The sequence below is a fragment of the Citrobacter amalonaticus genome (genome assembly GCF_037053465.1).
GTDB classification, from domain to species: Bacteria; Pseudomonadota; Gammaproteobacteria; order Enterobacterales; family Enterobacteriaceae; genus Citrobacter_A; species Citrobacter_A amalonaticus_H.
This window is the reverse complement of record NZ_JBALIF010000001.1, coordinates 454166-475726: the sequence shown is the minus strand read 5'-3', so window position 1 is coordinate 475726 and position 21561 is coordinate 454166. Positions and strand designations below refer to the sequence as shown.

Annotated in this window: 19 protein-coding genes and 1 riboswitch; of the genes, 13 read left to right on the top strand and 6 right to left on the bottom strand. The window is 54.1% G+C overall.

The window, feature by feature from the left end:
- Window position 1: 1 nt before the first annotated feature.
- Window positions 2–1726, bottom strand: coding sequence for an acetolactate synthase 3 large subunit (gene ilvI, locus WB371_RS02205; RefSeq protein WP_336218487.1), 1725 nt, complete (start codon window positions 1724–1726; stop codon window positions 2–4).
- 319 nt (window positions 1727–2045) lie between these two features.
- Complete coding sequence (leuO, locus tag WB371_RS02200; protein ID WP_336218486.1) at window positions 2046–2996, bottom strand: transcriptional regulator LeuO; 951 nt, start codon at window positions 2994–2996, stop codon at window positions 2046–2048.
- Between the two features lie 468 nt (window positions 2997–3464).
- On the opposite strand from leuO, the gene WB371_RS02195 reads away from it, so the two are divergent.
- From WB371_RS02195 to leuD, 6 genes are all read left to right on the top strand, one after another.
- Window positions 3465–3626 carry a hypothetical protein gene (locus WB371_RS02195; RefSeq protein ID WP_336218485.1) on the top strand — a complete coding sequence of 54 codons (162 nt, stop codon included), beginning with the start codon at window positions 3465–3467 and terminating at the stop codon, window positions 3624–3626.
- Between the two features lie 32 nt (window positions 3627–3658).
- Complete coding sequence (leuL, locus tag WB371_RS02190; protein WP_042323878.1) at window positions 3659–3745, top strand: leu operon leader peptide; 87 nt, start codon at window positions 3659–3661, stop codon at window positions 3743–3745.
- Between the two features lie 91 nt (window positions 3746–3836).
- Complete coding sequence (leuA, locus tag WB371_RS02185; protein WP_336218484.1) at window positions 3837–5408, top strand: 2-isopropylmalate synthase; 1572 nt, start codon at window positions 3837–3839, stop codon at window positions 5406–5408.
- The gene (leuB, locus tag WB371_RS02180) at window positions 5408–6499 is read left to right on the top strand and encodes a 3-isopropylmalate dehydrogenase (RefSeq protein ID WP_336218483.1); all 1092 of its coding nucleotides are present in this window, start codon (window positions 5408–5410) and stop codon (window positions 6497–6499) included. The genes leuA and leuB overlap by 1 nt, the downstream gene beginning before the upstream one ends.
- Before the next feature lie 2 nt (window positions 6500–6501).
- Window positions 6502–7902 (top strand): 3-isopropylmalate dehydratase large subunit, encoded by a 1401-nt coding sequence (leuC, locus tag WB371_RS02175; protein WP_336218482.1) that lies wholly within the window; start codon window positions 6502–6504, stop codon window positions 7900–7902.
- A 10-nt stretch (window positions 7903–7912) separates the two neighbouring features.
- Window positions 7913–8518, top strand: coding sequence for a 3-isopropylmalate dehydratase small subunit (gene leuD / locus WB371_RS02170; RefSeq protein WP_336218481.1), 606 nt, complete (start codon window positions 7913–7915; stop codon window positions 8516–8518).
- A gap of 85 nt (window positions 8519–8603) precedes the next feature.
- On the opposite strand, the gene WB371_RS02165 is transcribed toward leuD, so the two are convergent.
- Window positions 8604–9782, bottom strand: a complete 1179-nt coding sequence (locus WB371_RS02165; RefSeq protein WP_336218480.1) for a sugar efflux transporter — start codon at window positions 9780–9782, stop codon at window positions 8604–8606.
- 116 nt (window positions 9783–9898) lie between these two features.
- The gene (sgrT, locus tag WB371_RS02160; protein WP_336218479.1) at window positions 9899–10021 is read right to left on the bottom strand and encodes a glucose uptake inhibitor SgrT; all 123 of its coding nucleotides are present in this window, start codon (window positions 10019–10021) and stop codon (window positions 9899–9901) included.
- Window positions 10022–10123: 102 nt separating this feature from the next.
- Here sgrT and sgrR point away from each other — a divergent pair, with 102 nt between their 5' ends.
- The 4 genes from sgrR to thiQ all read left to right on the top strand — a co-directional run bounded on the left by sgrR (window position 10124) and on the right by thiQ (window position 15387).
- A complete protein-coding gene (sgrR, locus tag WB371_RS02155) occupies window positions 10124–11779 on the top strand; it encodes an HTH-type transcriptional regulator SgrR (RefSeq protein ID WP_336218478.1) in 1656 nt (551 codons plus the stop codon).
- A gap of 219 nt (window positions 11780–11998) precedes the next feature.
- Window positions 11999–12102: riboswitch (TPP riboswitch) on the top strand.
- Window positions 12103–12135: 33 nt separating this feature from the next.
- The gene (gene thiB / locus WB371_RS02150) at window positions 12136–13119 is read left to right on the top strand and encodes a thiamine ABC transporter substrate binding subunit (RefSeq protein WP_336218477.1); all 984 of its coding nucleotides are present in this window, start codon (window positions 12136–12138) and stop codon (window positions 13117–13119) included.
- Window positions 13095–14705 (top strand): thiamine/thiamine pyrophosphate ABC transporter permease ThiP, encoded by a 1611-nt coding sequence (gene thiP, locus WB371_RS02145; protein WP_336218476.1) that lies wholly within the window; start codon window positions 13095–13097, stop codon window positions 14703–14705. The genes thiB and thiP overlap by 25 nt, the downstream gene beginning before the upstream one ends.
- Window positions 14689–15387: a thiamine ABC transporter ATP-binding protein ThiQ gene (gene thiQ / locus WB371_RS02140; protein WP_336218475.1), complete on the top strand. Its 699-nt coding sequence runs from the start codon at window positions 14689–14691 to the stop codon at window positions 15385–15387. The genes thiP and thiQ overlap by 17 nt, the downstream gene beginning before the upstream one ends.
- A 90-nt stretch (window positions 15388–15477) precedes the next feature.
- Here the strand turns inward: thiQ and WB371_RS02135 are convergent, their stop codons facing one another.
- Together WB371_RS02135 and araC are read right to left on the bottom strand one after the other, a co-directional pair.
- Window positions 15478–16245, bottom strand: a complete 768-nt coding sequence (locus WB371_RS02135) for a DedA family protein (protein ID WP_336218474.1) — start codon at window positions 16243–16245, stop codon at window positions 15478–15480.
- A gap of 85 nt (window positions 16246–16330) precedes the next feature.
- Window positions 16331–17209: an arabinose operon transcriptional regulator AraC gene (araC, locus tag WB371_RS02130; RefSeq protein ID WP_336218473.1), complete on the bottom strand. Its 879-nt coding sequence runs from the start codon at window positions 17207–17209 to the stop codon at window positions 16331–16333.
- A gap of 339 nt (window positions 17210–17548) precedes the next feature.
- On the opposite strand from araC, the gene araB reads away from it, so the two are divergent.
- From araB to araD, 3 genes are all read left to right on the top strand, one after another.
- Entirely contained in the window at window positions 17549–19258 is a 1710-nt protein-coding gene (araB, locus tag WB371_RS02125; protein ID WP_336218472.1) for a ribulokinase, read from the top strand.
- Between the two features lie 10 nt (window positions 19259–19268).
- Window positions 19269–20771, top strand: a complete 1503-nt coding sequence (gene araA / locus WB371_RS02120; RefSeq protein WP_336218471.1) for an L-arabinose isomerase — start codon at window positions 19269–19271, stop codon at window positions 20769–20771.
- An 86-nt stretch (window positions 20772–20857) separates the two neighbouring features.
- Window positions 20858–21553, top strand: coding sequence for an L-ribulose-5-phosphate 4-epimerase (gene araD, locus WB371_RS02115; protein ID WP_336218470.1), 696 nt, complete (start codon window positions 20858–20860; stop codon window positions 21551–21553).
- The last annotated feature ends 8 nt before the right edge of the window (window positions 21554–21561 follow it).

Genomic DNA, 21561 nt, shown 5'->3' with positions numbered 1-21561 from the left:
ATCAGGTCCTCTCCGTTTTACTTAACCACATTTCATCCATCCCACCACCGCGAATCTGCATGGGATAAACGTGTTCGCTGCCATCGACAGTGACATCGACAAACACCAGACGACCTTTTTGCACTTGCTCCAGTGCCTCACGCAATTGACTTTCCAGCTCATCGGGATGGGATATCTGAATACCCACATGCCCGTAGGCTTCCGCCAGACGAACGAAGTCAGGCAACGACTGCATATAGGATTGAGAATGACGGCCGGAATAGATCATGTCCTGCCACTGTTTCACCATCCCGAGATAGCGGTTGTTGAGGTTCAGCACCAGCACCGGCAGTTCATATTGCAATGCCGTTGAGAGTTCCTGAATGTTCATCTGAATACTTCCATCCCCCGTCACGCAAACGACCGTTTCATCCGGCAGCGCCATTTTCACCCCCAACGCTGCAGGCAGGCCAAAGCCCATCGTGCCAAGCCCACCGGAGTTAATCCAACGACGAGGCTTATCGAATGGATAATAAAGTGCGGCAAACATCTGATGCTGTCCCACATCCGACGTCACGTAAGCGTCACCGTGGGTCAAACGCCAGATTGTCTCGATCACTGCCTGCGGTTTGATATTCTCGCTATGGGTGTCATATTTCAGACACTGACGAGCGCGCCAGTGCTCAATCTGCTGCCACCAGTCACGAATATCATCCAGCGGTTGCTGAGCTGTTTCCTGCGGCAACAACTCCAGCATCTGATCCAGAACCAGACGAGCATCACCGACAATAGGGATATCCGCGGTCACCGTTTTAGAGATGGAGGTAGGGTCGATATCGATATGCAACACCGTCGCATTGGGGCAGTACTTAGCCAGATTATTCGTTGTGCGATCGTCAAAGCGCACGCCAACAGCAAAAATCACGTCAGCGTTATGCATTGTCATGTTGGCTTCATAAGTGCCATGCATCCCCAACATTCCCAATGACTGGCGATGGGTGGCGGGAAATGCGCCCAACCCCATCAGCGAGGAAACCACCGGAAGATTAAGTGTTTCGATAGTCTGACGCAGTTGTTCATGACAACCCGCCGTCACCGCCCCGCCGCCGACATAAACAACCGGTTTTTTTGCGGCAACCAGGGTTTGCAGGGCGCGTTTTATCTGTCCTTTATGGCCCGTCGTGGTTGGATTATAAGAGCGCATACTGACCGATTCCGGCCAGGAATAAGGCAATTTTTTGCCTGGATTGAGAATGTCCTTTGGCAGATCCACGACCACCGGTCCCGGACGGCCGCTTGCCGCCAGCCAGAAGGCCTTTTTCAGAACCTGCGGAATATCTTCAGTCTGCTTAACCAGAAAGCTGTGTTTCACAACCGGGCGGGAAATCCCCACCATGTCGCACTCCTGAAAGGCGTCATAACCTATCAGTGACGTCGCAACCTGCCCCGACAGAATCACAAGCGGGATTGAATCCATATAGGCGGTCGCAATGCCAGTGATCGCATTAGTTGCGCCCGGCCCGGAGGTTACCAACACAACGCCCACCTCACCGGTCGCACGCGCCAGACCATCAGCCATATGCACGGCGGCCTGTTCATGGCGAACCAGTATGTGATCGATACCGCCAACGGTATGCAACGCATCATAAATATCGAGGACTGCGCCCCCGGGATAACCGAATACCTGCTTAACGCCCTGATCGATAAGCGATCGAACGACCATCTCGGCTCCAGATAACATCTCCATGGCTTGCCTCACTGAATGACGAATAACGATGTATAAAACACATTAACCGCTCACCAGGATGCAGGCAATTCAGAGAAGAGGCGGACTATGCCGGAAAATAAGAACAAATGAGAAGGCGGAGGCGAAGAAACGGCGAATTACACTGAGTTTGACCCACTCGTCGATAATTAATTGTCTGAAAATGAGAACTTACAGCGAATCATCAATTTTTTACGAATAAGAAGCGAATAGCCGCAACAGCAATTCAGCATAAAATTTCATAAAATTGAATATAAAAAGAATAAACCAGATGTTTCCATCCGGTTTATTTCATCGATACTTAACGCTTGCAGACGGAGACTAATAACTCTTCCATCCATTGATGTCCTTTATCCCGACCAGCGGCCTCATGCCAGGAGAGATAACAGGTTCTGCTATTAAGTTTTAAAGGTAAAGGTAATACCTGTAAATCCAGAGAAGTCGCGAATTCGTCTGCCAGCCAGCGTGGGGCAATCGCCACTAAATGCGTCTGTGAAACAACATTGAGAACGCTGATTAATGCCATTCCCTGATAAGCTATACACGCTTGTGTATCTGGCGTGTCGTACCATGGCTGGCTGAATGAAGCGAAGCGGTCGAGTGAGACAACAGCATGTTGCTCATTATAAACATCGCTTTCCAGTAACGGACCATTAATACGTGGATGTTTACGACTGGCTACCAGCACCATTTCATCATTAAACAAGGGAACACTGGTAAATTCGGGACGGCGAAACTCTTCATAACTAATGACGAACTCCGTCTCCTGATAACGTAATTGGTGCTCGATATTTTTATTTAACGATGATTTAAATACAACGTGAATATTGGGCGCGATTTTCTCAACGCTATTATAGATTAACGAAGTCAAATCGTTATCCAGCGGACTACACACACATAAATGAAATACGCGCTCACTGCTTGCAGGTTCAAAACCCGAACCCGGTAATTCATTCTGCACTAATTGTAGCGCCTGGCGAACCGATCCAAACAGCTGATAAGCCCGGGCTGTGGGCTGAATCCCTCGCCCATAACGGACAAATAATTCGTCATTGAACATCACTTTAAGACGCGCAACCGCGTTACTGACGGCGGGTTGAGACATCCCAAGCACGTGTGCAGCACGAGTAATGTTCTGCTCCTGCATGACTGCATCAAACACTGTCAATAAATTAAGATCGACCATACGAAGCTGCGGTTTTTCCATCTCTAAATGATGGGAGGTAGGCTTATCTACATTGACTTCTGACATACTGATTAACTCCACTGTCACACTGAACTCCCTTTTCTTGCTGGAACGCAGAGAAATAATCTCAAGAAATATGATTTACCATGTATATAAAACAAGAAAAAGAGTAGCAATTGAATTTAAGAAAACATAAAGGTGCCAGACGAAATGTGTAAAAAACTGGCGGCAGCGTAATGTGACGACCCTCACAGCACGTTTAATCCTAAAGTTTTAATGACGATTGCAATATAAACATAAGCACAACAAATAGACAATCATATACCGAGCCAATAATAGCCAAAATTTTTATTGAATATTTATATCATTTATACATCACCACTTAACATTAGTTAATCACTAGTATCATCTACATCTATATTCACTAATTCACAAAAATGACAATCTCATTTAAATCATACAGATAATAAAAGTATTACGCTCATGGCGCAGATTGAAGCCCTGTCGCTAATGGCAAGGGAAAGATGTTAAATTATGTCAAATAATGAAATACCAGAAACAGTCATCATGTTTTTATATGGAACAGGTGGAATGATTCAGCACAATAAGCTAAAAACACCTGTCTTTTTCGCTCAGCCCATGAGGGTGATTTCAAAGCATGGGGTTGACATCAGCCTGCGTATCCAGTACCACTAAAAGCATATCGCATTCGCCTGGAGTTGATTTTAATGATTCGTATCGCTCGCTTTAACGGTCTACTACTACTAAACGCATCTTCGTTGCGCGGTAGACTGGTGAGCGGCATTCAGCATTAAGTCAGCATCCAGTTAGATAAAAAAACCCGCGCCATTGCGCGGGTTTTTTTATGCTCGATGCAAGGCGCCCTAAAGACCAAGGACCTAAACCATGAGCCAGCAAGTCATTATTTTTGATACTACTTTACGCGACGGGGAACAGGCATTACAGGCAAGCCTGAGTGTAAAAGAAAAACTGCAGATTGCGCTGGCCCTTGAGCGTATGGGTGTAGACGTAATGGAGGTCGGGTTCCCGGTCTCTTCTCCCGGTGACTTTGAGTCAGTACAGACCATTGCCCGCCAGGTCAAAAACAGCCGCGTCTGTGCGTTGGCCCGCTGTGTGGAAAAAGATATCGACGTCGCGGCAGAATCGTTAAAAGTTGCTGAAGCATTCCGGATCCATACTTTTATTGCCACCTCCCCCATGCATATCGCCACCAAGTTACGCAGCACGCTGGATGAAGTCATTGAACGCGCTGTCTATATGGTGAAACGCGCCCGAAATTATACCGACGACGTTGAGTTCTCTTGCGAAGACGCGGGTCGCACCCCCATCGCCGATCTGGCACGTGTGGTAGAAGCCGCGATTAATGCCGGCGCAAAAACCATCAACATCCCGGACACCGTTGGCTACACCATGCCCTTCGAGTTCGCGGGTATCATCTCAGGTCTGTATGAGCGCGTCCCAAACATTGATAAAGCGATTATTTCCGTCCATACCCATGACGACTTAGGTCTGGGTGTCGGCAACGCGCTGGCGGCCGTGCATGCCGGTGCGCGTCAGGTCGAAGGCGCGATGAACGGTATTGGTGAGCGTGCCGGTAACTGTTCACTGGAAGAAGTGATTATGGCGATCAAAGTGCGCCAGGACATCCTGAACGTTAACACCCGCATCAATCACCAGGAGATCTGGCGCACCAGCCAGTTAGTCAGCCAGATCTGCAATATGCCGATCCCTGCGAACAAAGCGATTGTCGGTAGCGGCGCCTTTGCCCACTCCTCCGGTATTCACCAGGACGGCGTGCTGAAGAACCGCGAAAACTACGAAATCATGACGCCAGAATCCATCGGTCTGAATCAGGTACAACTGAACCTGACCTCCCGCTCCGGGCGTGCTGCGGTGAAACATCGTATGGATGAGATGGGCTATAAAGAAAGTGAATACAACCTGGACAACCTGTACGACGCCTTCCTGAAGCTGGCGGATAAAAAAGGCCAGGTGTTTGATTATGACCTGGAAGCGCTGGCATTTATTAACAAACAGCAGGAAGAGCCCGAACATTTCCGTCTGGATTACTTCAGCGTCCAGTCCGGCTCCAACGATATCGCCACCGCCTCCGTCAAACTGGCCTGCGGCAGTGACGTCAAAGCTGAAGCCGCCAACGGCAATGGACCGGTCGACGCAATTTACCAGGCCATCAACCGCATTACGGATTACAACATTGAACTGGTGAAATATGGCCTGTCCGCAAAAGGACATGGTAAAGACGCGCTGGGTCAGGTGGATATCGTTGCTAACTACAACGGACGTCGCTTCCACGGCGTCGGTCTGGCGACCGATATTGTGGAATCCTCCGCCAAAGCGATGGTTCACGTACTGAACAACATCTGGCGCGCCGAAGAAGTCGAAAAAGAATTGCAACGCAAAGCTCAGAACAACGAGAACAACAAGGAAACCGTGTGATGTCGAAGAATTACCATATTGCTGTTTTGCCGGGTGACGGTATTGGACCGGAAGTGATGGCGCAAGCCCTGAAGGTCCTGGAAGCGATTCGCAACCGATTTAACATGCGCATTACCACCAGTCAGTACGATGTGGGCGGTGCGGCGATCGACAATCACGGTCAGCCGCTGCCTCCGGCGACAGTTGAAGGCTGTGAACACGCCGATGCCGTGCTGTTTGGCTCCGTGGGCGGCCCCAAATGGGAACATTTGCCGCCGGACAGTCAACCAGAACGCGGGGCGCTGTTGCCACTGCGTAAGCATTTCAAACTGTTCAGCAACCTGCGCCCGGCAAAACTGTATCAAGGGCTGGAAGCGTTCTGCCCGCTGCGCGCCGACATTGCCGCGAACGGTTTCGACATCCTGTGCGTCCGTGAACTGACCGGTGGGATCTACTTCGGTCAGCCTAAAGGGCGCGAAGGCAGCGGCCAGTATGAAAAAGCATTTGATACCGAGGTGTATCACCGTTTCGAAATTGAACGAATTGCACGCATCGCGTTTGAGTCGGCACGTAAGCGCCGCCGTAAAGTGACCTCCATCGACAAAGCGAACGTTCTGCAATCCTCTATTTTATGGCGGCAGATCGTCAATGAAATCGCCCAGGAATACCCGGACGTTGAGCTGGCGCACATGTATATCGACAACGCCACCATGCAGTTAATTAAAGATCCCTCGCAGTTTGACGTTTTGCTGTGTTCCAACCTGTTTGGCGACATTCTGTCGGACGAGTGCGCGATGATCACCGGCTCCATGGGGATGCTGCCTTCCGCCAGCCTGAATGAACAAGGTTTTGGGCTGTATGAACCGGCGGGTGGCTCCGCGCCGGATATCGCCGGCAAGAATATTGCGAACCCGATTGCGCAAATTTTGTCGCTGGCGCTGCTGCTGCGCTACAGCCTGGATGCCGAAGATGCGGCCTCCGCCATTGAAAGCGCCGTTAACCGCGCATTAGAAGAAGGTATCCGCACCGGTGATTTGGCCCGTGGCGCTGCCGCAGTCAGTACCGATGAGATGGGCGACATTATTGCCCGTTATGTCGCAGAAGGGGTGTAATCATGGCGAAAACGTTATACGAAAAATTGTTTGATGCTCACGTCGTCTATGAAGCGCAAAACGAAACTCCGCTGCTGTATATCGACCGGCATCTGGTGCATGAAGTAACGTCTCCGCAGGCGTTTGACGGCCTGCGAGCGCACGGTCGTCCGGTTCGCCAGCCGGGTAAAACCTTTGCCACGATGGATCACAACGTCTCCACGCAGACTAAAGACATCAACGCCTCTGGCGAAATGGCACGTATCCAGATGCAGGAACTGATCAAAAACTGCAATGAATTTGGCGTCGAACTGTACGATCTGAACCATCCGTATCAGGGGATTGTTCACGTCATGGGGCCGGAACAAGGCATCACCCTGCCGGGAATGACCATTGTCTGCGGCGACTCGCATACGGCGACCCACGGCGCGTTCGGCGCGCTGGCGTTCGGTATTGGCACATCGGAAGTGGAACACGTACTGGCGACCCAGACCCTGAAACAGGGCCGCGCGAAAACCATGAAGATTGAAGTCAACGGCACCGCCGCGCCGGGGATCACCGCGAAAGACATCGTGCTGGCGATCATTGGCAAAACCGGTAGCGCGGGCGGCACCGGTCACGTCGTCGAATTTTGCGGCGATGCTATCCGTGCGCTGAGCATGGAAGGCCGCATGACCCTGTGCAATATGGCTATTGAGATGGGCGCGAAAGCGGGACTGGTCGCACCGGATGAGACAACCTTCAACTATGTGAAAGGCCGTCTGCACGCGCCGAAAGGCAACAATTTTGACGATGCCGTGGCGTACTGGAAAACCTTAAAAACCGATGATGGCGCCATCTTTGATACCGTGGTGACGTTACAGGCAGAAGAGATTGCGCCGCAGGTGACCTGGGGCACCAACCCAGGCCAGGTTATCTCCGTGACTGACAATATTCCCGATCCGGCCTCATTTACCGATCCCGTTGAGCGTGCCAGCGCCGAAAAAGCCTTAGCCTATATGGGCCTGAAACCAGGCATTCCATTAACCGAAGTGGCGATCGACAAAGTGTTTATCGGTTCCTGCACCAATTCACGTATTGAAGATTTACGCGCCGCCGCAGAAGTTGCCAAAGGGCGTAAGGTCGCACCTGGCGTTCAGGCGCTGGTGGTGCCGGGCTCCGGTCCGGTGAAAGCGCAGGCTGAAGCAGAAGGTCTGGATAAGATCTTTATTGAAGCCGGATTCGAGTGGCGTTTACCAGGTTGCTCTATGTGTCTGGCCATGAACAACGATCGACTGAATCCGGGCGAGCGTTGCGCCTCCACCAGCAACCGTAACTTTGAGGGCCGTCAGGGCCGCGGTGGACGAACCCATCTGGTCAGCCCGGCGATGGCCGCCGCTGCCGCCGTTAGCGGTCATTTTGCCGACATTCGCAGCATCAAATAAGGAGACCACCATGGCAGAAAAATTTACCCAACATAAAGGCCTGGTTGTCCCGCTGGATGCCGCCAACGTCGATACAGACGCCATTATTCCGAAGCAGTTTTTGCAGAAGGTCACCCGTACCGGTTTTGGCGCTCATCTGTTTAACGACTGGCGCTTCCTGGACGAAAAAGGCCAGCAACCCAATCCGGAATTCGTGCTGAATTTCCCAGAATATAAAGGCGCGTCGATTCTGCTGGCGCGGGAAAACTTTGGCTGTGGCTCTTCACGTGAGCACGCGCCGTGGGCGCTGACCGACTACGGCTTCAAAGTGGTGATAGCGCCGAGCTTCGCGGACATTTTCTACGGCAACAGCTTTAACAACCAGTTACTGCCGGTGAAACTGAGCGATGATGAAGTGGATGAGCTGTTTACGCTGGTGCAGGCAAATCCGGGAATTCACTTTGAAGTGGATCTGGAAGCGCAGGTGGTAAAAGCCGGTGATAAGTCTTACAGCTTTAAGATCGACGACTTCCGCCGCCACTGCATGCTGAACGGTCTGGACAGCATTGGGTTGACGTTGCAGCATGAAAATGCCATTGCGGCATATGAAGAGAAACAACCGGCGTTTATGCGCTAAACCCGCAATGCCGGATGCGCTGCGCTTATCCGGCCTACGGATTTCTGTAGGTCGGATAAGGCGTTAGCCGCCATCCTGCAATCCATCAAACGTCTTTCACCCGCCCGGTCATCACCAGCGTCACCACAGAAATTGCCGCGATCACCCAGTACACCGCAAAGTGACCGTAGCTTTGCGCGACCGCTCCCTGAATCACCCCGGCTAAAATCACGCCCGTCGAAATACTGTTAGTAAAAAGCGTTGTCGCCGAACCCGCCCTTCCCGGCATCAAATCCTGGAACCAGAGCATGCCAATCCCGGCAATAATTCCAATAAACACGGCATTGAACAGTTGCAGGATAAGCAGCGCCGTATGGCTATGAAAGAAAATCAGCCCCAGGTAAAACAACACGCCAGCCGCAACGGCTGTCACCATCATCCGGCGCTTGCCGAAATGCTTCACGTAGTAACCCGCGACGATCATCGCCGGGATTTCCAGCCCTGCCGCTGTCCCCATCAGGATCCCGGCAAGCTTATCCGGTAACCCGAGTTCAGTGCTGATCCATAACGGCATATCGATAATGTACATGGTGTTGCAGGTCCACATCAGCGTGGAAGCGATAAACAGCATACGGACGTTTTTATCCTGCCAGCCGCTCACCTGACTGACCGGGACATCCGCCGGTTGCTCCACGCGGGCGACGGATGGCAGCATAAAAGCAATCAATAGAAAACTTACCGCAAAAATCGCCGCGGCAATTGAAAACATCACCGTGAAGCCATAATTGAGCGCCAGCATAAATGCCAGCGGCGGGCCAATCACCCACGCCAGCGAGAGCTGCGCACGCATCACTGAACTAAACATCACCACTTCACGCGCCGAGCTGTCGGCATATTCTCGCGCCAGAGCGAACAGTTGCGGCATCGCCGTATTTGCCAGCGACGCGAGCAGCACGCCGCAGGTGATGAGGGTTAAATAGTGACGATTAAAGGCAAACAGCATCGCGTTGCCAATCGCCATCAGGCAACAAAACATAATGAGCTTGCGACGATCGCCCTGGTTGTCAGAACGTTTTGCCAGCGTAAGACTGACGCCAATCCCGGCAATGGCGTTGATGGTATAAAACAGCCCAACCCAGAAAGGTTGCGCACCTACCTCACGACTGAGAAACAGGCTGAGGGTCGGCGCCTGTAGCGCTCCGGCAACACCCATCATAAAAGCGACCAGCATAAACGCCGCGTAAACGCCATTGAGACGTCGTCCCATCGTCATTAACCAGAGCATAACCATCCTTTATCAGCGCAATGGAAAAGAAAAAAGCCAGCAGATAATACCTGCTGGCGCGGCGATTAACACCAATACTCAGTCACACATGATGTCTGCAATTCGGAAATCCGAGGTCAGGCTGTCACCTCCCACTGCATCAGTTCTTCAAGCATCTTTAAGCGCTGCGGTGCGCTCAGGCAAGCCAACCAGGACAATCTTTCTGTCGCGGTAAAGTACTGCACGTAAAACTGACGCATAGATGACCTCTTCATATTCACCTCTTCGCTTCATCGGATGCAATTATTGGCTTAATATAGGGAAAATAAAATTGCTGAGTTTTTCGCAGGAGTTCCTCTTTTATGTCTTCTGGCCGTCTGCAACAACAGTTCATCCGCTTGTGGCAATGCTGCGACGGAAAAACGCAGGACACCACGCTGAACGAACTGGCGGATCTGCTGAGCTGCTCGCGCCGCCACATGCGTACGCTGCTCAATACCATGCAGGAACGCGGCTGGCTGACGTGGGAAGCGGAAGTGGGACGGGGAAAACGTTCGCGCCTGACCTTTCTGTATACCGGGCTGGCACTCCAGCAGCAGCGCGCGGAAGACCTGCTGGAGCAGGACAGAATCGATCAACTGGTGCAACTCGTCGGCGATAAAACGGCCGTTCGCCAGATGCTGGTCTCTCATCTGGGCCGCAGTTTCCGCCAGGGCCGCCACATCCTGCGCGTGCTCTACTACCGGCCAATGCAAAACCTGCTGCCGGGCACGGCGCTGCGTCGCTCAGAGACCCATATCGCCCGCCAAATCTTCAGCGCGCTGACCCGTGTAAAAGAGGAAAATGGGGAACTGGAAGCAGATATCGCCCACCACTGGCAACAAATTTCGCCCTTACACTGGCGGTTTTTCCTGCGCCCCGGGATCCATTTTCATCACGGTCGCGAACTGGAGATGGACGATGTGGTGTCGTCACTGACGCGTATTAATGCCTTACCGCTCTACTCGCATATCAGCGAGATTGTCTCCCCCACGCCCTGGACGCTGGATATTCATCTTTCACAGCCCGATCGCTGGCTGCCGTGGCTGTTGGGCCAGGTTCCGGCGATGATCCTCCCGCGCGAATGGGAAACCCTGAATAATTTCTCCAGCCAGCCCATTGGTACCGGCCCGTACGCGGTAATGCGCAACACGCGTAATCAGCTAAAAATCCACGCCTTTGACGATTTCTTTGGCTATCGGGCATTGATTGATGAGGTAAACGTCTGGGTACTGCCGGATGCTGGCGATGAACCGAACGGCGGTTTGACGCTGAAAGGACCAACAGAAGACGAAAAGGCCATTGAGAGTCGGCTGGAAGAGGGCTGTTACTATCTGCTGTTCGACGCCCGAACCCATCGAGGCGCTAATCAGGAAGTCAGGGAGTGGGCCAGTCGCGTATTGTCGCCCAGCAATCTGCTCTACTACGCCGATGAACACTATCAGCGCCACTGGTTCCCGGCTTACGGTTTGTTGCCCCGTTGGCACCACGCGCGACCCGGCCGGGGCGAAAAACCTGCCGGGCTGGAGACGCTCACGCTGACCTATTATCGCGATCACATCGAACACCAGGTTATTGCTCAGATCATGAGTCAGTTACTGGCTGAGCATCAGGTGTCGCTGGAAATCCAGGAGATCGACTACGATCAATGGCACGCCGGGGAAATAGAGAGCGATATCTGGTTAAACAGCGCCAACTTCACGCTGCCACTGGATTTTTCCTTATTCGCGCATCTCTGTGAAGTCCCGCTGCTGCAACACTGTATTCCGCTGGACTGGGAAGCCGATGCCGCACGCTGGCGCACCGGTGAGATGAATCTGGCTGCGTGGTGCCAGCAACTTCTCGCCAGTAAAGCGATTGTGCCACTCATCCACCACTGGCTGATTATTCAGGGACAGCGCAGTATGCGCGGCCTGCGTATGAATACCCTCGGCTGGTTCGACTTCAAATCCGCATGGTTTGCGCCGCCGGATCCATGATTGCCGCAAAGCGGCAAAATCACTACACTAACGCCGTTCTCAACGGGGTGCTAATTAAACATACACAAAATCATTCAAGCGGCATCAAGACGGCAAGCGAGTGACAAATTCGTCAGGAACGAATTTGACCAGCCGTAGGCTGGCCTGCGGTGAGAGACAGGATGTCTCTCATTTATCCCCAGGAGCATAGAACACTATGTGACTGGGGTGAGCGAACGCAGCCAACACAGAGGCTGCTTGAATGATGAAGTGTATGGGCTGAGAAAATACCCGTCGAACCTGATCCGGATAACGCCGGCGAAGGGATTTGAGGCTACCGCTCAAAATCCTTTGCCACCCATCTATTGAGGTGCAAAGTGTTAAAAAAATGTCTTCCCCTTTTACTCCTGTGCGCAGCGCCTGCCTTCGCCAAACCGGTCCTCACGGTCTATACCTACGACTCGTTCACTGCGGACTGGGGTCCTGGTCCCACGGTGAAAAAAGCCTTTGAAGCTGACTGTAACTGTGAGCTGAAACTGGTGGCGCTGGAAGATGGTGTCTCCCTGCTTAACCGACTGCGTATGGAAGGGAAAAACAGCAAGGCCGACATCGTACTGGGGCTGGATAACAACCTGCTGGACGCCGCGACCCAGACAAAACTGTTCGCGAAAAGCGGTGTATCTAATGACGCCGTTAACGTCCCGGGCGGCTGGAAAAACGACACCTTTGTTCCGTTTGATTACGGCTACTTCGCTTTTGTGTATGACAAAAACAAACTCAAAAATCCGCCGAAGAGCCTGAAAGAACTGGTCGAGAGCGATCAGAAGTGGCGGGTTATTTATCAGGATCCCCGCACCAGTACGCCTGGGCTTGGGCTGATGCTGTGGATGCAGAAAGTCTATGGCGATAACGCACCGCAGGCATGGCAGAAGCTGGCGGCAAAAACCGTCACGGTGACCAAAGGCTGGAGTGAAGCCTATGGCCTGTTCCTGAAGGGCGAAAGCGATCTGGTGCTAAGCTACACTACCTCTCCGGCTTATCATCTCATCGAAGAGAAAAAGGATAACTATGCTGCCGCTAACTTTAGCGAAGGCCATTATCTGCAAGTGGAAGTTGCTGCCCGAACCGCCGCCAGTAAGCAACCTGAGCTGGCAGAAAAATTCCTCAAGTTCATGGTTTCTCCGGCATTTCAGAAGGCTATCCCCACCGGCAACTGGATGTACCCGGTCACTGAAGTCACTCTGCCCGCCGGATTTGAAACACTGAGCAAACCCACGACCACTCTGGAGTTTACGCCAGCAGAAGTGGCCGCACAGCGCCAAACCTGGATTAGCCAATGGCAACGCGCCGTCAGCCGTTAATACCTGGCTGGCTAATTCCCGGTCTTTCCGCCGCCACGCTGATGGTGGCGGTAGCGCTGGCTGCTTTTCTGGCTTTGTGGCTGAACGCGCCGCAGGCGGCATGGTCCTCGTTGTGGCAGGACAGTTACCTGTGGCATGTCGTGCGTTTTTCCTTCTGGCAGGCATTTTTGTCTGCGGTGCTTTCGGTCATCCCCGCCATCTTTCTTGCGCGCGCGCTGTATCGCCGCCGCTTTCCGGGGCGTCTGGCGCTGCTGCGACTGTGCGCCATGACGCTGATTTTACCGGTACTGGTTGCGGTGTTTGGCATTCTCAGCGTTTATGGACGCCAGGGCTGGCTCGCCTCGCTCTGGCACTTACTGGGGCTGGAGTGGACCTTCTCGCCTTACGGCCTTCAGGGGATTTTGCTCGCCCATGTCTTTTTTAACCTGCCCATGGCCAGCCGCCTGCTGTTACAGTCGCTGGAAAACATCCCCGGCGAACAGCGCCAGCTTGCCGCTCAGTTAGGTATCCGTGGCTGGCACTTTTTCCGCTTTGTCGAGTGGCCCTGGCTGCGTCGTCAGATCCTCCCGGTCGCGGCGCTGATATTTATGCTCTGCTTTGCCAGCTTTGCCACCGTCCTCTCACTGGGTGGTGGGCCGCAGGCAACGACGATTGAACTGGCGATTTATCAGGCGCTGAATTTTGACTACGATCCCGCCCGCGCCGCCATGCTGGCGCTGATCCAGATGATATGTTGTCTGGCGCTGGTGCTTCTGAGCCAGCGGCTGAGTAAAGCCCTCTCTCCTGGCACCACGCTGGTTCAGGGCTGGCGCGATCCTGACGATCGTCTGCACAGTCGTCTCATTGACGTTCTGCTGATTATCCTCGCGTTACTGCTGTTACTCCCGCCGCTGCTGGCGGTGGTTGTCGATGGGGTGAATCGCCATCTGCTGGACGTGCTTGCACAGCCTGTTTTGTGGCAGGCGGTGTGGACCTCAGTGCGCATCGCATTGGCGGCCGGTCTGCTGTGCGTGATCCTGACTGTGATGCTGTTGTGGAGTAGCCGCGAGCTGCGCGCCCGTCAGCATCTGTTGGCCGGACAAGCGCTTGAACTGAGCGGGATGCTGATTCTGGCGATGCCCGGCATTGTTCTCGCCACCGGTTTTTTCCTGTTGCTTAACAACAGCGTTGGACTGCCGGAATCTGCTGACGGCATCGTGATTTTTACCAATGCGCTGATGGCGATTCCCTACGCCCTGAAGGTGCTGGAAAACCCGATGCGCGATATCACTTCTCGCTACACGATGTTGTGTCAGTCGCTGGGTATTGAGGGCTGGCGGCGGTTAAAAGTGGTTGAACTGCGCGCACTGAAACGCCCGTTGGCGCAGGCGCTGGCCTTTGCCTGTGTCCTGTCTGTCGGCGATTTTGGCGTGGTGGCACTGTTCGGCAACGATGATTTCCGCACATTGCCGTTTTATTTGTATCAACAAATTGGTTCCTATCGCAGTCAGGACGGCGCGGTCACCGCGCTGTTACTGCTGATGCTGTGCTTTCTCTTATTCACCGTCATTGAGAAGTTACCGGGGCGTAATGTTAACACTGACTGATATCACCTGGCTTTATCACCATCTGCCTATGCGCTTCACGCTCTCTGTAGAACGTGGTGAGCAGGTCGCCATTCTGGGGCCGAGCGGAGCGGGGAAAAGCACATTGCTGAATTTAATCGCCGGTTTTCTCTCGCCCGCCAGCGGTGCTCTGCGGATCGAAGGGGACGATCACACCCGCACCCCACCGTCACGGCGACCGGTTTCGATGCTGTTTCAGGAAAACAATCTGTTCAGCCATTTAAGCGTTGAGCAAAACATCGGCCTGGGGTTAGATCCGGGACTGAAATTAAGCACCGAACAGAAAGAGAAACGCCGACATATCGCGCAACAAATGGGGATCGAGACGTTGATGGCCCGCCTTCCCGGCGAGCTTTCCGGCGGTCAGCGCCAGCGTGTAGCACTGGCGCGTTGTCTGGTGCGCGAACAACCGGTCCTGCTGCTCGACGAACCCTTTTCAGCCCTCGACCCCGCGTTACGCCAGGAGATGCTGACCCTGGTAAGCGATATCTGCCACGCCCGGCAGTTGACGCTACTGATGGTTTCTCACAGTGTCGTAGATGCAGCGCGCATCGCCCCGCGCTCAGTGGTCGTCGCCGATGGTCGCATCGCGTGGCAGGGTAAAACGGATGAATTGCTGAGTGGCAGAGCCAGCGCTTCAGCGCTGCTGGGAATAAAAAAATAATGGGTTGCCGGATGGCGGCTTTGCCTTATCCGGCCTACAGACAGGAATCCACCCAGGCCGGATAAGCGTAAACGCCATCCGGCAGAACTATCAGTAACCCACCACTTTTTGCAGAATATCGAGATACACTGGCATTAGCGGATGCCGGAGCAATGTCACCAGCGCGACGATCCCTATCCCCAGCACCACCGGCGCCAGCCAGAGCAGACGACCTTTTGGCAGGTAGTGCGTTAAGCGGTCCGTCGCGGCTTTTCCACTACGCCACAGACGCCAGCACAACCAACCACCGAACCACAACAGGATGGCTGTCGCCAGCAAAAGCCACTTAAACTCGCCGCTTTGCATCCCCGAAGGGATATCGATCGCTGCCCCTGCCAGAATCCCCGGCAGAAAGTAAAATGGCGGCCAGAGCAGGCAACCAATGATGTTGGGCGTGATGAATTTCGCCACCGGCAAATCCAGCATACCGGCCACCATTGGCACCAGAGGGCGCGTAGGGCCAACAAAACGCCCCACCAGGATGGTGAACATGCTGTGTTGATGCAGGGCGTGCTCGGTTTTATCCAGCAGCGCCTTGTTCTTCTTGAGAAACGACCAGCGATGCAGCGGCTTTTTAAAGCGCCAGCCCAGCCAGAACGAAATCCAGTCACCCAGCAAGCAGCCGACAATCCCCGCCAGCCATGCATGCCAGAAGTTGAGTTCCCCGCTGCCTATCAGAGCGCCGAGCCCGGCCATCAGGACCGTGCCCGGGAGAATCAAACCCACCAGCGCCAGCGATTCCAGGAAAGCGACCAGCGCCACGGCAATCAACGCGTACATGGCGGACTGGAGAATAAAGTGTTCCAGAAATGCTTGCATAAGGTGTCCGTCAGTTTTACGAAACAGGGATTCTGCTGACCCATCCCTGCCTCGTCAAGCTGCCAATCATCTGAATAGTTACAGGTTATGACATCTTCATGGACACATCATTCACTTTTTCTTCACAACCGGCGCGGAACTCGCTCGGACTGGCGCCGGTGCATTTTTTAAAAACGCGCGAAAAATAGAGCTGGTCGTCAAAGCCGACGTTGCGCCCGACGGTGGCGATCGGCATGCGTGTCGTGCTGAGTAACAGCTTGGCCTGACTGATGCGTTGGTCCTCGCGCCAGCTTAAAACGCTAATCCCCAGTTGCTGGCGGAACAGGTGTGACAAACGCGACGGCGACAGACAGACGTGCTGCGCGACGCTGGCAATATCAAAATGGCTGTCCGCCAGATGGTCGCTGATATACTGGCAGGCATCGCGTACGCGGTTATCCATCGGCGGATGCAGCGACTCATTAATCGCCTCCATTCGGCGCAACAGCAACTGTTCCAGCAGGTTAATCGCCAGCAGCTCGGAATAGCGTCCTTCTCCTTGCCCGGCACTAATAATCTGGCCAAAAAGATCGTTAAAGTGCGGCTGGTGGGCCTCATCCGGCCGGAAGAACCCCGTCTGCGCAAAAATAGCGGGCCAGGCCAGCCACTCCTGCCAGTAAGCGCGAGGCCGAAAGTAGACCCACTGGTGATACCACTGGCTGGCGTCAGGATGACGACCATAGTGATGAACTTCCCCTGGCGGGAACAGCAAAATATCACCAGGCCGACAGACAAACTGTTTGCCGTGATTATTGATAATCCCCTCACCACGAATGGTGAGGTTAAGAATATAACCTTTCATCCCCAGCGGTCTGTCGATAAAGAAATCCAGATAGCCGTTGGCGTCAATCGGCGTTAAACCCGCGACCAGATGGGCGTTAAACGAATACCCCGGCAGAAGGGGATCATTTTGCGGTTCAGCCATAATTTCACAGCTCCCGAGGTTCATTAAGGAAACAAATTGTCCATATTAAATAACCTGTCATCGTTTGTGCCTTGCCTCGCCGGGACGCCAGCTCTGGCGAACCACCAACCCCGCTTGCGAAAAGCATTTTGTAACAAAACAGCGCAGCGGTAGCGACAAAAACGGGTAACAAAAGTGTCTATAACTACGGCAGAAATGTCCACATTGATTATTTGCACGGCGTCACACTTTCCAATGTCACAGCATTTTAGTCCATAAGATTAGCGGATCCTCCCTGACGGTTTTTATCCCCACTCACTACTGTTTCTCCATACCCGTATTTCTGGATGGAGAAAGACGATGGCAATTGCAATTGGCCTCGATTTTGGCAGTGACTCCGTGCGTGCGCTGGCGGTGGAGTGTGCCTCCGGTGAAGAGATCGCCACCAGCGTAGAATGGTATCCGCGCTGGCAGGAAGGACGTTACTGTGATGGTCCGAACAACCGGTTCCGCCATCATCCCCGCGACTACATCGAATCGATGGAAGCCGCGCTAAAAAGCGTACTGGCTGAACTGAACGCGGCTCAACGAGCGGACGTCGTCGGGATTGGCGTCGACAGTACGGGTTCAACGCCAGCCCCCATTGACGCTGATGGCAATGTACTGGCGCTCAGAGAAGAGTTCGCGGAAAACCCCAACGCGATGTTTGTGTTGTGGAAAGATCACACCGCGGTGGAAGAAGCCGAAGCGATCACCCGCCTGTGCCACACACCCGGAAAAGTTGACTACTCCCGTTTCATCGGCGGCATTTATTCCAGCGAATGGTTCTGGGCGAAAATTCTCCATGTGACCCGTGAGGACAGCGCTGTCGCCCAGGCGGCGGCCTCCTGGATTGAGCTATGCGATTGGGTGCCCGCCCTGCTTTCCGGCACCACGCGACCACAGGATATCCGCCGGGGTCGTTGCAGCGCCGGGCATAAATCGCTGTGGCATGAAAGCTGGGGCGGCCTACCGCCTGCCCGTTTCTTTGATGAACTCGATCCCATCATTAACCAGCATTTGGCTTATCCCCTGTTTACGGAAACCTTTACCGCCGATTTGCCGGTGGGAACACTTTGCGCTGAGTGGGCGCAGCGCCTGGGTCTGCCAGAAAGCGTGGTGATTTCCGGTGGCGCATTTGACTGCCATATGGGGGCCGTTGGCGCAGGTGCGCAGCCAAACGCATTGGTGAAAGTCATAGGCACCTCAACCTGCGATATCCTGATTGCCGATAAACAGAGCGTCGGCGAGCGTGCAGTAAAAGGGATTTGTGGTCAGGTCGATGGCAGCGTTGTGCCTGATTTTATCGGGCTGGAGGCGGGTCAGTCTGCCTTTGGCGACATCTATGCCTGGTTTGGCCGCATCCTCGGCTGGCCTCTGGAACAGCTTGCCGCGCAGCATCCGGAGCTGAAAGAACAGCTTAAAGCCAGCCAGAAACAACTGCTGCCCGCACTCACCGACGCCTGGGCGAAAAACCCGTCGCTGGATCATCTGCCGGTCGTGCTTGACTGGTTTAACGGCCGCCGCACGCCGAACGCCAACCAGCGTCTGAAAGGCGTGATTACAGATCTGAACCTTGCCACTGATGCCCCGGCGCTGTTTGGCGGACTGATCGCCGCGACCGCCTTTGGCGCGCGCGCCATCATGGAGTGCTTCACCGAACAAGGCATTGCCGTCAACAACGTGATGGCGCTGGGGGGCATCGCCCGTAAAAACAAGGTCATTATGCAGGCCTGCTGCGACGTGCTAAACCGCCCGCTGCAAATCGTGGCCTCCGATCAGTGTTGTGCGCTGGGCGCGGCAATTTTCGCGGCGGTCGCTGCGAAGGTGCATGCGGATATCCCGACGGCACAACAAAAAATGGCCAGTGCAGTGGAAAACACGCTGCAACCCCGCCCCGAACAGGCTCAACGTTTCGAACAACTTTATCGCCGCTATCAACAGTGGGCAGTAAGCGCTGAGCAACATTATCTCCCGACTGCCGCCCCGGTAAATAAAGCACCGGCTGACCAGGCAACCCTGACTCACTAAGGACACGACAATGACTATTTTTGATAACTATGAAGTGTGGTTTGTAATCGGCAGCCAGCATCTGTATGGCCCCAAGACCTTGCGTCAGGTAACCCAACATGCAGAGCACGTCGTCAAGGCGCTGAACACCGAAGCGAAACTGCCCTGTAAACTGGTGCTAAAACCGCTGGGCACCTCGCCCGATGAGATAACCGCCATCTGCCGTGACGCAAACTACGACGATCGCTGCGCGGGTATGGTGGTCTGGTTGCACACCTTCTCTCCGGCCAAAATGTGGATCAACGGGCTGACGATCCTCAATAAGCCGCTGCTGCAATTCCACACTCAGTTCAACGCCGCCCTGCCATGGGACAGCATCGATATGGACTTTATGAACCTGAACCAGACCGCGCACGGCGGCCGCGAGTTCGGCTTCATTGGCGCCCGTATGCGCCAGCAGCATGCGGTGGTTACCGGTCACTGGCAGGATCACCAGGCGCATGCGCGTATCGGTTCCTGGATGCGTCAGGCCGTGTCTAAACTGGATACCCGTCATCTGAAAGTGTGTCGCTTTGGCGACAACATGCGCGAAGTGGCGGTGACCGACGGTGATAAAGTCGCCGCGCAGATTAAATTTGGCTTCTCCGTCAATACCTGGGCGGTCGGCGATCTGGTGCAGGTGGTGAATGCCGTCAGCGACGGTGACATCAACGCCCTGATTGACGAATACGAAAGCAGTTACACCCTGACTGCCGCGACGCAGGTTCATGGCGAAAAACGCCAGAACGTACTCGAAGCAGCGCGCATTGAGTTGGGGATGAAGCGTTTCCTGGAACAGGGCGGCTTCCACGCGTTCACCACCACCTTCGAAGATTTACACGGCCTGAAACAGCTTCCTGGACTGGCGGTACAACGTCTGATGCAGCAGGGCTACGGCTTTGCGGGTGAAGGCGACTGGAAAACTGCCGCTCTGCTTCGCATCATGAAGGTGATGTCAACCGGTCTGCAGGGCGGCACCTCTTTTATGGAGGATTACACCTACCACTTCGAGAAGGGTAACGATCTGGTACTGGGTTCCCATATGCTGGAAGTGTGCCCGTCGATCGCAGCAGAAGAAAAACCGATCCTCGACGTACAGCATCTCGGCATTGGCGGGAAAGACGCTCCCGCTCGCCTGATCTTCAACACCCAAACCGGCCCGGCGGTTGTCGCGAGTCTGATCGATCTCGGCGATCGCTATCGTCTGCTGGTCAACTGCATCGACACCGTGAAAACCCCGCACGCATTGCCGAAACTGCCGGTCGCCAACGCGCTGTGGAAAGCCCAGCCGGATCTACCCACCGCCTCTGAAGCGTGGATCCTGGCCGGTGGCGCGCACCACACCGTCTTCAGCCATGCGCTGAACCTGGACGATATGCGCCAGTTCGCCGAGATGCACGATATCGAAATCACCGTCATTGATAACGATACCCGCCTGCCCGCCTTTAAAGACGCGCTGCGCTGGAACGAAGTCTATTACGGTTCAAAACGCTAAGCCCTGAATGCCCGGTGGCACTGCGTTTACCGGGCCTACGGTTCTGTAGGCCGGATAAGCGAAGCGCCATCCGGCGGGAGACAACAATGTTAGACGATCTCAAACGTCAGGTGTTAGAAGCCAATCTGGCACTGCCAAAACATAACCTGGTCACGCTCACCTGGGGCAACGTCAGCGCGGTTGACCGCGAGCGCGGCGTCTTTGTTATCAAACCGTCCGGCGTCGATTACAGCGTAATGACCGCAGAAGATATGGTGGTAGTCAGTCTCGAAACGGGTGAAGTGATTGAAGGAACTAAAAAGCCGTCATCCGATACCCCGACCCATCGCTTGCTGTACCAGGCGTTCCCTTCCATTGGCGGCATTGTGCACACCCATTCACGTCATGCCACCATCTGGGCGCAGGCCGGGCAGTCCATTCCGGCAACGGGCACCACGCACGCCGACTATTTCTATGGCGCTATTCCCTGCACCCGCAAAATGACTAACCACGAGATCAACGGCGAATATGAGTGGGAAACCGGTAAGGTGATCGTCGAAACCTTTAAGACGCATGAGATCGACGCCGCCCAAATGCCAGGGGTGCTGGTGCATTCGCACGGCCCCTTCGCGTGGGGGAAAAATGCTGAGGATGCCGTGCATAACGCCATCGTTTTAGAAGAAGTAGCCTATATGGGCATTTTCTGTCGCCAGCTCGCGCCGCACTTGCCGGATATGCAGCAGACGCTGTTGGATAAACACTATTTGCGTAAGCATGGGGCGAAAGCCTATTACGGGCAATAATCCGGCCA

What these genes read in the sequence shown, in the direction of transcription:
- leuO (WP_336218486.1), bottom strand. Translation starts at nt 2,996, where the DNA reads ATGTCAGAAGTCAATGTAGATAAGCCTACCTCCCATCATTTAGAGATG.
- araB (WP_336218472.1), top strand. Translation starts at nt 17,549, where the DNA reads ATGGCAATTGCAATTGGCCTCGATTTTGGCAGTGACTCCGTGCGTGCG.
- leuD (WP_336218481.1), top strand. Translation starts at nt 7,913, where the DNA reads ATGGCAGAAAAATTTACCCAACATAAAGGCCTGGTTGTCCCGCTGGAT.
- WB371_RS02195 (WP_336218485.1), top strand. Translation starts at nt 3,465, where the DNA reads ATGTCAAATAATGAAATACCAGAAACAGTCATCATGTTTTTATATGGA.
- thiQ (WP_336218475.1), top strand. Translation starts at nt 14,689, where the DNA reads ATGTTAACACTGACTGATATCACCTGGCTTTATCACCATCTGCCTATG.
- ilvI (WP_336218487.1), bottom strand. Translation starts at nt 1,726, where the DNA reads ATGGAGATGTTATCTGGAGCCGAGATGGTCGTTCGATCGCTTATCGAT.
- araD (WP_336218470.1), top strand. Translation starts at nt 20,858, where the DNA reads ATGTTAGACGATCTCAAACGTCAGGTGTTAGAAGCCAATCTGGCACTG.
- WB371_RS02165 (WP_336218480.1), bottom strand. Translation starts at nt 9,782, where the DNA reads ATGCTCTGGTTAATGACGATGGGACGACGTCTCAATGGCGTTTACGCG.
- leuL (WP_042323878.1), top strand. Translation starts at nt 3,659, where the DNA reads ATGATTCGTATCGCTCGCTTTAACGGTCTACTACTACTAAACGCATCT.
- sgrT (WP_336218479.1), bottom strand. Translation starts at nt 10,021, where the DNA reads ATGCGTCAGTTTTACGTGCAGTACTTTACCGCGACAGAAAGATTGTCC.
- araC (WP_336218473.1), bottom strand. Translation starts at nt 17,209, where the DNA reads ATGGCTGAACCGCAAAATGATCCCCTTCTGCCGGGGTATTCGTTTAAC.
- araA (WP_336218471.1), top strand. Translation starts at nt 19,269, where the DNA reads ATGACTATTTTTGATAACTATGAAGTGTGGTTTGTAATCGGCAGCCAG.
- thiP (WP_336218476.1), top strand. Translation starts at nt 13,095, where the DNA reads ATGGCAACGCGCCGTCAGCCGTTAATACCTGGCTGGCTAATTCCCGGT.
- leuC (WP_336218482.1), top strand. Translation starts at nt 6,502, where the DNA reads ATGGCGAAAACGTTATACGAAAAATTGTTTGATGCTCACGTCGTCTAT.
- leuB (WP_336218483.1), top strand. Translation starts at nt 5,408, where the DNA reads ATGTCGAAGAATTACCATATTGCTGTTTTGCCGGGTGACGGTATTGGA.
- leuA (WP_336218484.1), top strand. Translation starts at nt 3,837, where the DNA reads ATGAGCCAGCAAGTCATTATTTTTGATACTACTTTACGCGACGGGGAA.
- WB371_RS02135 (WP_336218474.1), bottom strand. Translation starts at nt 16,245, where the DNA reads ATGCAAGCATTTCTGGAACACTTTATTCTCCAGTCCGCCATGTACGCG.
- sgrR (WP_336218478.1), top strand. Translation starts at nt 10,124, where the DNA reads ATGTCTTCTGGCCGTCTGCAACAACAGTTCATCCGCTTGTGGCAATGC.